The organism is Paenisporosarcina sp. HGH0030, from assembly GCF_000411295.1.
Classification (GTDB): Bacteria; Bacillota; Bacilli; order Bacillales_A; family Planococcaceae; genus Paenisporosarcina.
On record NZ_KE150421.1, the window covers coordinates 139,193 to 152,565 of the forward strand.

Sequence of the window (13,373 nt, forward strand, 5' to 3'; positions counted from 1 at the left end):
GCAAAAGAGCAGGACTGTAGTCAATTACAGCTAGGGTTGAAGTTATTATATAGAAGTTAATAATCTCTTAGGAAAAAAACTTAACAAGCCAATAAAAATAATTGGTTGGAATGATTATATTCAAAAAAAACCAACAAATATTGAAATGATTAAATGCTGGGTTAAAAGTACAATAAATAAGTAACAAAAAAAGGAGTGCTTAATATTGAGTTGGGATTTAATGACCAAAAATACTTATCCATGTAAATGTGGATTTGGAACATATACATATATAAGTGAGATGGACGATTGGTCAAGGACAAGAGTAAACTATATTCTTGATTGTAAGGAATGTATAGAGAAATATGTTATTGACGAAGATGGATATTTCATTTCGAAAGCAAAGTTGATAATTACAACAAAATTTAAAAAGCAAATCGATAAATACATAAATGAATTAAATCAGTATATACAAGATACCTATGGGGAAAAGTGGATAAATTTGTTTAGTTCCTGTAAAACAAAAAAGGATTATTGGAATAAATTAGGTGAAATAAAAGTAGAACTAGGAGAATATCCACAATCAGTTGGTACCTTTTATAAAAATGTGAAATATTATGGAAACGTAGATAATTACTTGTTACATTTATTTAGAAGTTATTCTCAATATAGAGAGAAAAACATGTCACTGTTCAATAGACTTTTAAAACTAATGAGTATTAATGATGAAATAATAGAGGAAGCAAAAACACGGATATCAAAAATTGAATTTGAACAAGAAACGGAATTAAAGGCGGTTACGTAATTGTGGTTCCCTCTATTATAATTTCAAGTAGTATATAACACAAATTACTACCAAACTCATTAAAGGCTAATAATAATTTAGGCTTACCACAGGAAGAGTATCCATTTCTTGAATTTATGTATTTGGATGAATATGAACACCTTAATGGAGTAATTTAATGATTGCATCCAATAGGGTGCTTTTTTAATTATTAAAATGCTAAGTGGTAGGTGGGGCATGCTTTTGACCAAAATGGGCTGTATAAGATATGGGAAAAAGCTATAGCTATACCGTACCTGCAAGTTGTGTTAAAAAAGATTATATCCAGACTTAATAAATCCAAAAAAGAGGTTTGATAAAAGGACATAAGTTATTCAAGTTGGAAACGTGATGAACTAATTGGTTAGTAGTGGAATCGTTGCAATTTCAGAGAAAAAGAATTCATTTATTTAAGGGGAGATATAAAATGTCTAATAATAATCATGATGAATTAGCAAATCAATTTCATAGTGACATGCTAAACATCTATAAGGAAGCAAAAAAAATCAACTACACTCCAACTGCCTTTTTACAAATGCTTACCAAACAAAACGGGCTAATCGTTGCAAAGAAATTGATAAATAGTAATCAACCTTCAACAGGTTTTAGCGTTCTATGGGATAAAAAGAGATTAGATTTAACTGTGGAAGCATTAGTTCTTAAAGTTGAATATAGTACACTTTTTAGTAAAGAAGAAAGACAGACTGCAAAAGAAAGATTAATGCAATATGGTTATAAAAATGTAAGAATGAATGAAGATGAAGAGCTTATAACTGCGGGTAAGATTAAACTACCCAAGCTTGTGTTTTCAAGTCGTGCAAGAGAGTATAACTTTTATAGCGAAGAAAAAAAAGATTCAATTGTATATGAATATCTTTTCAATTCAATGTCCCATCGAGGGTTAGATGAAAATGTACTAATGATACCAGTTGAGGTACGAACAGGGCATGAGTCAATGAATATTCTACATTTTATAGGGCTAAGAGATATTCATAAAGGTATTTTTAAAGACTATAGTATAGAACAAGCAATTAAAAGATTAGAACATCAAGAACAAGACTTTTCCATTGTGACTCAGAGTCTATATAGACTTAATAAAGAAATTAACGGAACGTTAAATGATATTCTTAACTCTGATATTGATTCTGAAAAAGCTGAAGATGATAGTTACTATAAGGATGGTGCTGTTAATTTTTATTATGGCAAGAGATATGAAAGAAACCCAGAAAATAGAAAAAAAGCAATTGAAATTCATGGTTTAAATTGTTTTGCTTGTGGATTTAATTTTGAAGAGATTTATGGAGAACGTGGGAAAGGCTTTATTGAAGTGCATCATGTCAGTTTATTAAGCACTTTGGTGGAGGAAACAATTATAAACCCAGAAAAAGACCTAGTTCCTGTTTGTTCGAATTGTCACAGAATGATACATAGAAAAAAAGATAATGTCTTAACAATTGATGAATTAAAGGAGATATTAAACAATAAAAGAAACAAATTGCCGAGCTTTTGATATTTATCAAACCATATGAAGAAAATGAAATTATTCAAGCAACCTACTGTAGTAGAAACCTTCCACTTGTTACTTTAGAGATACTTTTATAATAAAACGAGTGTGTAAAGGAACCAACCATTTTATAAAAGCTTTAAAATCTTAATTATTAAAAAAAATAGTCGATTCATGCAGTTAAATGTTATTATTTGTATATGCTACATGAAATGGGGTTGATATAATGCAAAATATTAATAGAGATAGTGTAATTGAAAGAGCTTTTAATAAATTAAATAAAGAACAAGTAATTAATTATATAAAAGAGAAAAAGGTAGGATGGAGAATAAACAAAAAACAAAAGAGTAAAGCAGATTTAAAAGATGTATTTTTATCTTTAAAAAAGAGTCTTAGTGACCAAGATATTGTTGAGTTAACAGAAATGTCAGTAATGAGAAGAAAAAGAGGTTTGCCAGCATATACGTATAAATTTTCCCATTTAGGAAAAATGAAAGACAAAAGTATTGAGGAAATTAACAAAGACTTTTTAAAGTCATATCCTGGAGGAGGATATGAAGTAGTTGTTATGGATATTAACTTAATAGATGAAAATATACATTTAAATCTTACGGTTAAAGAGTATGAAACTGCATGGAAAACAGGTATCCAAGATTTAGGGACATTATCAGCAGTTTATCATAATAAAGTGATATTGGATGAAAAAAACAAAGTAGCTTCTATTGAGGCTGGTGATGACAATATCGAAGAAATTATTGAAAAATTTCTGGTAACAAGAATTGGTATTCCAGTAATTCCATACACCATGGGTATTTTTAATGCTCATCATTCAGATAGTGCTAGTGAAAAAACAATGCTTATTTTCGACTATATTTTTAATCGGTTACCATCGTCTGGTTTAAGCTCAAGCTTTGATGATGTTAAATTTAGCATCAGCAATAGGCATCAAAGTGGCGGAGTAAAGGGAGTTACTATTCATGGTAATGATATTATTAATTCAGATGAAGCCTGTAAATATATAACTTTGGGAAATGACATCGTTTCTTTCAAAACCACTTCAATATATAACGGGTCAAAAGTAAGTATACAGTTTTCTTTAAAAGGGAAAAAATACGATAAACTAAAAATTGTCGTCATGGACAATAATTCGGATTCTCTTAAACAAGAGGTTATGGAAAAATTACAAACGGAATATATCCTTTTATGTGAAAACGGCGTAAAAGATATTAATAAAACTCGACAAAAACTTAAACCAATATATGAGAATTTTATACAAACAGCAAGCTAAACAATCTCTAACAAAAGTAGGTGATAAGAATTGCTATTGCATAGAGACTGTGTTTTTTACCTTTATGAAGGAAATTTAGATTGGGAACATATTAGAAATCAAGAGGATAATTTTTGTGTGATTAATTATGGATTTTATCAAAACAATATATTAGAAGCAAGTGTTGAATGGATAGATTCTATTAAAGTTAAAGATAAAATCATTGCCTCAACCAAGAAGAAAATAATTTTTTATGTTTATGAAAAAAACAAAGTGATATGTATATTTGGTGGGTCAGAAAGTCAAATTGCATACGCAATAGCTAAATTAGTAACGAATTTTCATATATCCTTAAACAAGGTAGATACATTCAGAAATTATAAAGATTATTTTCTTAACCCACAATCTGAACAAGGATTCAAATTAACGAGTATTGATGTTTCTAAGCGTTCAACAGGTCGAGTGAATAATTCTTATATAAATATTCCTATTAAAGAAATAAACGAAAAAGAAATGAAGGATGTTTTACAATATACCGAGGCTTTAGTAGTTTATTATGAAGGTAACAGTGTTTATTTTGTAATAGATTCAAATTCGGTTGTCTCTTTTTTTAATACAGATGAACATCAACTTATTATTGATGTATGTAAAAGGATAGTGAGATATATTGTATAAATGGTTGTCTACCTTTTTGTTATTGTTCCCGTTTGTATTTATAATAGGATTTTTGTTTTGGTTTGAAGGAATTCAATCATTAATAAAATCCAGTGAACCATTATCCGATTCAATAAAAAACTCTATTGAAATGGTAAGCTGGATTTTTGGAGGAATAATGTCTTTACTTGGATTTATGACATTATTTATAGCATTTTCATATGAAAATAAACTTTTAAGAGCTTCCAAAATTAAACAACAACTTTTGCATCCTTATGCTTTATCTTTAGATGAAATAATTCAATGTATGAGCGAATATAAATTATACATAACAAGAGATTTTTTAATTAATATTATTTATTGGATTTTTGTTATAGTGTCTAGTGTATTAATAATCACATGGGGAACAATAATTGGTTTTTATTCTAATTTTGATTTCCCTTCATCTTTTGAGATTAAGAATGTTCAAGTAATAAATACTATACTTGTGGTAATTTGGGTATTATTTTCATTTTTACTAATTTCAATTTCCATCATCCTTAATCTTATTAGATTTAATAAAGACCCCTTAGGAAAAGGTTATTTATTAAATGAAATTAAAATGTCTGATATTGAGAGTATTATTAAAAATAAAGGGGATATACAAGAGCTTTTTTTTAAAATATCACCTTCCTTATCTTTAATTAAAAATCCACCGAATGATTCTCAAGAACGGGAATTAAGTATATATTTTCCTCTTAAACTATCGAATATAAGATTTGTTGCAATTTTATATAAACAAGATAGTAAGGAGACTTCTCTTAGGATATTTGGAGTTTTAAAAGATTTGGGTAGAGTAGGAGAAAGTTTTTCACATATTATTACTCAGACATCCTTTAAGAATAGTCCTATTAATGAGCAATCAGTTGGTATTTTAAAGTTCTATGACAAAAATAATAATCTAATTTCTTTATTAAAACTAAAAGCCGAAAAAAATGATGACGGTCTAATAGTTAAGGTGAAAAATAAAATGGACTTGAAATTAATCACAAAAGATAATGATTACAAGGATATAGAAAATCATGATAAAGAATTTATTGATTACACATTAAGTTAAATAGCTAATAATTATTTAGCAAATATTAATATCTAAAATCGACACTCTCATTCATTTGAGGGTGTCCTTTTGTTCATTTGTCTTATTTTGTTGGGGAGTAGGTAACTCCTTATAAATAGAAGGAAACACTTGAGAAATCATGACCGAGCTGCTATATTTGGCTAAAGAACATAAGAAAAACATTGATATAGCAAGGTTTAGATATATAGTTTTGGTTTTCACAATCCCGACGAACGAAGAAGTAATGATTGCAAGGGATACAGTGAGATTGTCTGGTTTACAAGGTTTTTGACACGCTAAACTGAAAAAGTCGTTACCTATCGTTGACTACTAGATAGGCATTTCAAGAAAGCAAAATCAGGACCTACGATGCATTGAAGGGCTACACTTCGAGGCACCTTAACCGAACAACGGAAAGAGCGAAGCAAAGTAATGCTGACACTTACTAGGTTGCATGTGAATATCGATATTCCGCAAAACAGCTGCGCTTTCCGCGGGCTTGCGACACTTCGCTTTTCCCGCTGGAGTCTCCGCTGTTTTGCTCTATATCTCGAAATAAGAAGAAATCAACTGTGATAAAAGACTTTATACGGAATGAGACAGAGGAATTAAGAGGTATATAGTTTTGAATTATTTTAAATTTTAGGCTCCGGTGAGGTTTCGTCTCATCTCATAACCAAGGAGACTAGTGTTTGAGACGAGTTTGATTGAAAAATGTTGAGGTGCGAGCGATAAATCCTCAAGATGATCGATAAATGTTCGATTCTGATTGATAAACTACTCAGTTTGATTGATAAATTTTTCACAATCTCAAATCAATAATTCAAAAAACCCAAAGACTCCTGCAAAGAGCCTTTGGGTTTTATTGGTTAATCATGATCTTCAGTACGAACGACGAGTACGTCACATTTTGCTGCCCGAACGATATGTCCAGAAACGCTGCCGATTAGGAAACGTTCAACTGTGCTCAAGCCAGTCGCTCCACAAATGATAAGGTCTGCTTCCACTTTGGCTGCGACTTCTCTTGCGATCAATGTTTTAGGAGAACCGTAATCAACAAACACATTTACTTTTGTCACGCCAGCCGCTTCTGCTTGCTTCTTATAATTGCCTAGTAGTTCTTCCGCAAATGATTGTGCACGGTCTGCGATGGATCGGTCATAAGCTTCGATTGCAGCAAATGAGCGTGTATCAATAACATTAACGAGATTCAGTGTGGCGTTATTGCGTTGTGCAACTCCAATTGATTTTTTGAAAGCCCATTCCGCTTCTTTGGAACCATCCACTGCAACTAAGATGTGATTGTATGAAAGTGTCATGTCAAATCCTCCTTCAAATTTGTCTGTCGTTAATATAGTTCTTTAAAGGAGGTGTAATTCCTGCTTTTTAACGAAAGATCTTCGACAAGAATCGTCTATTTTGTGACGAAAGATGTATTTAGAACAAGATAGACAATGGAACTTATTACAAAAACCATGCCAGGTAAGAGTTCTATAGGAATGAGCAAGTAGGCAAAGCTCATCGATGAAAAGGTAAAAATGGCTGCCGAGTTTACTTTGTATAAGCCACTAAAGACCTGCATTGACCGAAAAGGCAAACGTAATAATTGCGTACTCTTTCCATGTCGATAATTTGTGGGAAGATGGGACAACCTCAAGTCCATATTGTTCAAAATTGCCAGTATTTATTCTTACCATATTCTTTTTACACCATCTTCATTTTTTCTGATTAGTCCAATAATATATAATTGAAATGTTTTTGAAGCAAATTTCAATTATATCTGATAGAATGGATTTGCTTTCATCAGTTTTAAAAATGTCGATTCATTCGACTTATTAACATTACTCATTTTACATAAATGACTTAGGAGGGTTTTTCAATGAGAATTGGAGTGCCAACAGAAATAAAAAATAATGAAAACCGCGTAGCAATGACGCCTGCAGGTGTTGTTAACTTATCTGTTTTCGGTCATGAAGTATTTATCGAAGCAGGAGCTGGACTTGGTTCTGGATTTACAGATGAAGCTTACTCAGATGCAGGGGCAACAATTGTTGCAACCGCAACAGAAGCTTGGTCTCAAGATATGGTCATGAAAGTAAAAGAACCAATCGCTTCTGAATATGGTTACTTCCGTGAAGGGTTAATCTTGTTCACTTACTTACATTTAGCACCTGAACCTGAATTGACTCAAGCTTTGGTCGATAATAAAGTAGTTGGAATTGCATACGAAACTGTTCAACTTCCAAACAACTCATTGCCATTGTTAACACCAATGAGTGAAGTGGCTGGTCGCATGTCCACTCAAATTGGTGCACAATTCTTAGAGAAAATCCATGGTGGAATGGGAATTTTACTAGGTGGAGTACCTGGTGTATCCCGTGGTAAAGTAACAATCATCGGTGGCGGTATTGCAGGAACAAACGCTGCACGTGTAGCTATAGGAATGGGCGCAGATGTGACAATCATCGATTTAAGTCCAGATCGCCTTCGCCAGCTGGAAGACTTATTCGGTCGTGATGTTCAAACATTAATCTCAAATCCATTCAACATTGCGGAATCAGTTAAAGATTCTGATCTTGTAATTGGTGCTGTATTAATTCCTGGGGCAAAAGCTCCGAAACTTGTAACAGAAGAAATGATCAAATCAATGAAACCTGGTTCAGTTGTAGTCGACATTGCTATTGACCAAGGCGGAATTTTTGAAAGCTCTGACCGTATTACAACGCATGACCAACCAACTTATGAAAAACATGGTGTAGTTCATTACGCAGTTGCGAATATGCCGGGTGCAGTTCCACGTACATCGACAATGGCATTGACGAATGTAACAGTTCCTTATGCTGTTCAAATTGCCAACAAAGGTTATGTACAAGCTAGTTTAGATAACAGTGCGCTTCTAAAGGGTATTAATACTCTTGAAGGACATGTAACTTATCAAGCAGTTGCTGACGCACAAGGACTTCCATACGTTGCCGTTGAACAACTATTAAATAAATAAGATGAAGCCCCTTTTAGCTGCAAAGTGAGAAGGGGTTTTTTGTAGGCTATGTTAATTGTTACTGTTGATATTCCGCAAAACAGCTACTCTTTCCTAGTGTGATGGCCGAGACTATTGTGCTCCTGCGATTACTCGTCGCAGTGATGCTCATGGAAGGCGGCGAAATCATGTGCTCCCCCGGTTACTCGTCGGAAAGATATTGGCCATTCGTCCAAATTGGAACAGAAATCAACAATATAGTTTACAGAGCCTTTGATAATAATGATTTATTGCAACACATCTATATAGTTGTTTCTTGATTTAAAACATAAAAGACCTGTATCGCTCCAAACGCGATACAGGTCTTTTATGTTTTATATAAGTATTTATGCTGTCGGAATGATAACCAATTCTTTCGGATACTTCGTAAGGACTTCGACGCCATCTTTAGTGACAACAACATCATCTTCTATACGAACGCCCGTAATATTCGGATCATAGATTCCAGGTTCAATTGTGAAGACCATGCCTTCGATCAATTCCATTTCATTATTTCCTGTTACAGAAGGGAATTCATGTACAGAAATTCCTAGACCATGTCCGAGGCGATGGGTAAAGAATTCACCGTATCCTGCTTCCGTAATCACGTCACGTGCAATCTTATCTAAATCCATCGCACGAACACCCGGTTTTACAGCATCCACTGCATCTTGCTCTGCTTTTCTTACAGTTTCATACACTTCTTTTTGAGCGTCAGATGGCTCGCCGAACGATACCGTACGGGTAATATCTGAACAGTATCCTTTGTAAATGACGCCTAAATCAAACAGGACGAAATCACCTTTTTGAATTTTACGGTCACCTGGTTTACCGTGTGGTGACGCGGTTTTTGGACCACTCAATACCATCGTATCAAATGACATATGGGAAATTCCTTTTTTCTTCATTGCCAGTTCAATCGCTGTCAGAATTTCAAGCTCCGTTTTGCCTTCAGCAATTTCGCTGACACCCACTTCGATTGCATAATCTGCATAAGCTGCTGCTTGACGTAAGATTTCCAATTCTTTTTCATCCTTGACCACTCGCATGGCATTCAACTGGTCGTCCAATCGCGCAAACGATGCTTGAGGGAACAGTTCCTGAAGTGCTTCCAAGCGTTCAACCGTCATATGCGATTTTTCAATGGCAAGTTGGGAGATTGTGATTCCTTTCTTTTCGATGGCTTCTTTTAATAGTTGCCAAGGATTGTCTGTATCCTGATGGCCTACAGTATCAAAAGACCAACCTGCTGCTTTTGCGTCAGGCACTTCCATTTTAGGACAAATCATCAACGGTTCTGCATTTTGGAATACCACAACACCCAACAAACGTTCATGGGGATTGCTGTGGAAACCCGATACGTAAAAAACGTTGTCGGGTGTCGTAATAAATGCAGCGTCTATATTATTTTGTTTTAAATACGAAGAGATTTGATTGATTTTGCTCATATAAGCACTCCTTTATAACTTTCTCTCCTCTAGCATATCAAAAAAAAGGAGATTCGACATTTTTATCGTATACTTATTAAATAGCAAAATAAAGGAGGTTCAAGCTTATGTATGTATCATTTCACGGACATTCAGTTGTCAAAATAAAAACTGGTGATTATACGATATTGATTGACCCATTTATTACAGGAAATGACTTGACTGATTTAATAGCAGAAAATGAAAAGCCAAATGTCATTTTATTGACGCACGGTCATAACGATCATGTAGGGGATGCGGTAGCGATTGCAAAAGCGAATGACACGTTGGTTGTTGCTCCATTTGAACTTGCAGAGTATTTGTCTTGGCAAGGTGTGAAAACACATGCAATGCATATTGGAGGAGCAAGACAATTTGAATTCGGGAAAGTTAAATTTACTCAGGCATTCCATGGGTCATCCTATGAAACGGAAAATCAAGAAATTATTTATACCGGAATGCCAGCAGGAATTTTATTTATGGCTGAAGGGAAAACGATCTACCATGCAGGAGATACTGCATTATTTGGTGATATGAAATTGATTGGTGAAAGACATCCTATTGACTTGGCATTTTTACCAATAGGCGACAACTTCACGATGGGTATTGATGACGCAGCCTATGCGGTCGAGTTATTGAAACCAAAAGCTGTCGTGCCGATTCACTTTAATACGTTCCCGCCAATCAAACAAGATCCTCAACACTTTAAGGCAGCTGTCAAAGATGCCATGGTCCATATCCTGAATGCTGGGGACGGAGTAGAATTGTAATCCAAAACACGGAAGTCACTGACTTCCTGTGTTTTTTTATTTAATTAAAAAGACGGCTTTGTGATACACTATGAACAGAACGATTGTTTGGGAAATAGGTGAATTCATGGCTACAAAACACGAACAAATATTACAATATATTGAGTCTTTACCCGTGGGAGAAAAAATCTCAGTCAGACGAATAGCAAAAGAACTTCAGGTGAGTGAAGGTACTGCTTATCGTGCTATCAAAGAAGCTGAAACTCAGCGTTATGTCAGCACGATTGAGCGGGTTGGGACTATTCGTATTGAAAAGAAAAAGAAAGAAAATATCGAACGTCTGACTTTTGCGGAAGTTGTAAATATTGTGGATGGCCAAGTATTGGGTGGAAAGAATGGTCTGCATAAAACGCTGACCAAGTTTGTTATTGGTGCGATGCAATTAGAGGACATGATGCGATACACCGATGCAGGCAGTCTACTAATCGTCGGAAACCGGGCGAAAGCTCATTTTACTGCTTTGAAAGCAGGAGCGGCTGTATTGATAACGGGTGGATTTGAAGCCTCGGAGTCTTTGAAAAAAGTGGCGGACGAATTAGAATTGCCGATTATCTCCACAAGCTATGACACATTTACAGTTGCCACGATGATTAATCGTGCCATTTATGATCAATTAATTAAAAAAGAAATTTTATTCATTGAAGATATTTATGTGCCGTTTCAGGAAACCGATTTCTTGCGTGTAACCGACGACGTGAAAGCGTATCATAACAAAAATGCACAAACAAGGCATGGAGGCTTTCCAGTGGTGGATGCCAATCAAAAAAATGTTGGCATCGTTACAGCAAGAGACGTTATAGGGAAAAATTATGGTGAATCCATCGAAAAAGTCATGACAAAAAATCCAATCACAGTCACGATGAAAACGAGTGTTGCTACTGCTGGGCATCGGATGATTTGGGAAGGCATCGACTTAATGCCGGTGGTCAATGATTCCGGCATTCTCGAAGGGGTTATCAGTCGCCAGGATGTCTTAAAAGCATTGCAGCTGGCGCAACGACAGCCGCAACATGGTGAAACGATTGATGATATTGTCAAAAATCAAATGAAAGTCCTTCAAGAAGATGAACTCGCAGTCGAGTTTACCGTGACGCCGCAAATGACGAATCAATTTGGGGCCATTTCATATGGGGCATTTACCACCCTGTTGGCTGAAGCGGGTAATTACGCGATGAAAAACAGAAAACGTGGAGATAGTGTAGCTGAGAACATGACGATTTATTTTATCAAACCTGTTCAGATGGATAGTGTGTTGACGGTACGTCCTCGAATATTGGACATGAGTCGGAAGTTTGTGAAAATGGAGTTTGATGTGTTCCATGGTACTCTTTTAGTCGGGAAGGCTATGATGATGTTCCAGTTGCTTGAAAGATAGGGTCAAACCTCAGAATGGCAATAAAAAAAGTGATGCTGGACAGCATCACTTTTTGTTCAAATTAAATTCTTCTTCTACAAATTGACCGTAATGTTTGGCCACACGATAATAATTAACCATGGTGAACAAACCAATAACAATAAATAACCCTGAGATAACATACGTTAATGTTGTGGGAAATAAGAATAATTGGTTAAGACCAAAGAAAAATAACAAGCTACCAAGTGCTATTAAAGCACGATTCGAATACCACTTTTTGGCAATCGGTAACTCACTGCGAAATTGCTTCGTTTTAAAATAAAAATAAAACGCAAATGAAATTACAATCAGAAATATAAATACAGCATTTATCATCGTAAACCTCCTGTTATTAAATGAAACTGTCATTATTGTATCGACATTTTTACAGAATTGCGAATGGTATTCACGAAAGGTCGGAGGGAAAATCATGAAACGTCAAATCATTGACACAATATCGGCTTACGAAACAATCATTATTCATCGGCACGTTAGACCAGATCCCGATGCTTACGGATCTTCAGTTGGCTTAAAAGAAATTCTCAAAGCAAGTTACCCTGACAAGAAGGTGTATGTTACAGGGGAACATGATGAAACATTAAGCTTTCTTGCCGAGCCTGACCAAGTGAGTGATGCCCAATTTGAAGGTGCACTTATTATCGTAACAGATACAGCAAATACAGAACGAATTGATGATCAACGATACCTATCGGGTGCTTTTCTAATCAAAATCGATCATCACCCGAATGATGATGCCTACGGTGATTTATTATGGGTCAATACGCAAGCAAGTTCTGCAAGTGAAATGATTTATGATCTTTACGAAGAAGGCAAGACTAGTGCAAATTGGCAAATGTCTGATGCAGCCGCACGTGTTCTATTTGCAGGAATCGTCGGAGATACCGGACGATTTATGTTCTCAAGTACAAGTCAAAAGACTTTTGACACGGCAGGCGAATTAATCAAATATAATTTTGATCGTACTGAATTATTTAATGGCATGTACGAAGTGGAACGTAATCTATTGCATTTACAAGGTCATATTTACCAGCACTTCGTCATGAATGACAACGGGGCGGCTTACGTTAAACTACCGCTTGAAACGTTGAAAGAATTCGGTGTGACTGCAAGCGAAACATCGTTACTTGTCGGTTCTCTTGGCAACGTAAAAGGAATTAAAGCGTGGATAATATTCATCGAAGAAGAGGATCAAATTCGAGTGCGACTTCGCTCTAAAGGTCCTATAATCAATGAATTGGCCAAGCAGTATGGTGGCGGTGGGCATCCGCTTGCTGCAGGAGCATCAATCTATTCCTGGAAAGATGCTGATGAAGTAATTGCTAAACTAAACAAATTATGTGAGTAA

Annotated in this window: 13 protein-coding genes; 9 read left to right on the forward strand and 4 right to left on the reverse strand. The window is 35.0% G+C overall.

Going from position 1 to position 13,373, the window contains the following annotated elements; all coding sequences use genetic code 11:
• The first annotated feature begins 205 nt into the window (after positions 1-205).
• The 5 genes from HMPREF1210_RS00730 (at position 206) to HMPREF1210_RS00750 (ending at position 5,323) form a co-directional block, all read left to right on the forward strand.
• Positions 206-784 carry a hypothetical protein gene (locus tag HMPREF1210_RS00730; protein ID WP_016426667.1) on the forward strand — a complete coding sequence of 193 codons (579 nt, stop codon included), beginning with the start codon at positions 206-208 and terminating at the stop codon, positions 782-784.
• A gap of 445 nt (positions 785-1,229) precedes the next feature.
• Complete coding sequence (locus tag HMPREF1210_RS17215) at positions 1,230-2,312, forward strand: HNH endonuclease (RefSeq protein WP_016426668.1); 1,083 nt, start codon at positions 1,230-1,232, stop codon at positions 2,310-2,312.
• Positions 2,313-2,532: 220 nt separating this feature from the next.
• Positions 2,533-3,594, forward strand: coding sequence for a hypothetical protein (locus HMPREF1210_RS00740; RefSeq protein ID WP_016426669.1), 1,062 nt, complete (start codon positions 2,533-2,535; stop codon positions 3,592-3,594).
• A gap of 30 nt (positions 3,595-3,624) precedes the next feature.
• Positions 3,625-4,248 (forward strand): hypothetical protein, encoded by a 624-nt coding sequence (locus tag HMPREF1210_RS00745; RefSeq protein WP_016426670.1) that lies wholly within the window; start codon positions 3,625-3,627, stop codon positions 4,246-4,248.
• On the forward strand, positions 4,241-5,323 hold the full coding sequence (locus HMPREF1210_RS00750) for a hypothetical protein (RefSeq protein ID WP_196930487.1): 1,083 nt from the start codon (positions 4,241-4,243) through the stop codon (positions 5,321-5,323). Before HMPREF1210_RS00745 ends, HMPREF1210_RS00750 begins: the two co-directional genes overlap by 8 nt.
• Before the next feature lie 869 nt (positions 5,324-6,192).
• Here HMPREF1210_RS00750 and HMPREF1210_RS00755 read toward each other — a convergent pair.
• Complete coding sequence (locus HMPREF1210_RS00755; protein WP_016426673.1) at positions 6,193-6,642, reverse strand: universal stress protein; 450 nt, start codon at positions 6,640-6,642, stop codon at positions 6,193-6,195.
• Between the two features lie 249 nt (positions 6,643-6,891).
• Complete coding sequence (locus HMPREF1210_RS18465; RefSeq protein ID WP_255349279.1) at positions 6,892-7,020, reverse strand: hypothetical protein; 129 nt, start codon at positions 7,018-7,020, stop codon at positions 6,892-6,894.
• A 182-nt stretch (positions 7,021-7,202) separates the two neighbouring features.
• On the opposite strand from HMPREF1210_RS18465, the gene ald reads away from it, so the two are divergent.
• Positions 7,203-8,321: an alanine dehydrogenase gene (gene ald, locus HMPREF1210_RS00760; protein ID WP_016426674.1), complete on the forward strand. Its 1,119-nt coding sequence runs from the start codon at positions 7,203-7,205 to the stop codon at positions 8,319-8,321.
• Between the two features lie 365 nt (positions 8,322-8,686).
• Here ald and HMPREF1210_RS00765 read toward each other — a convergent pair whose 3' ends face one another.
• On the reverse strand, positions 8,687-9,787 hold the full coding sequence (locus tag HMPREF1210_RS00765; protein WP_016426675.1) for a Xaa-Pro peptidase family protein: 1,101 nt from the start codon (positions 9,785-9,787) through the stop codon (positions 8,687-8,689).
• A 107-nt stretch (positions 9,788-9,894) separates the two neighbouring features.
• Here HMPREF1210_RS00765 and HMPREF1210_RS00770 point away from each other — a divergent pair, with 107 nt between their 5' ends.
• Positions 9,895-10,575 (forward strand): metal-dependent hydrolase, encoded by a 681-nt coding sequence (locus HMPREF1210_RS00770; RefSeq protein WP_016426676.1) that lies wholly within the window; start codon positions 9,895-9,897, stop codon positions 10,573-10,575.
• A 106-nt stretch (positions 10,576-10,681) separates the two neighbouring features.
• Positions 10,682-11,989, forward strand: coding sequence for a DRTGG domain-containing protein (locus HMPREF1210_RS00775; protein WP_016426677.1), 1,308 nt, complete (start codon positions 10,682-10,684; stop codon positions 11,987-11,989).
• 45 nt (positions 11,990-12,034) lie between these two features.
• Here HMPREF1210_RS00775 and HMPREF1210_RS00780 read toward each other — a convergent pair whose 3' ends face one another.
• Entirely contained in the window at positions 12,035-12,343 is a 309-nt protein-coding gene (locus HMPREF1210_RS00780; RefSeq protein WP_016426678.1) for a YtpI family protein, read from the reverse strand.
• A gap of 94 nt (positions 12,344-12,437) precedes the next feature.
• Between HMPREF1210_RS00780 and HMPREF1210_RS00785 the strand changes: the two genes are divergently transcribed.
• Entirely contained in the window at positions 12,438-13,373 is a 936-nt protein-coding gene (locus tag HMPREF1210_RS00785) for a bifunctional oligoribonuclease/PAP phosphatase NrnA (RefSeq protein WP_016426679.1), read from the forward strand.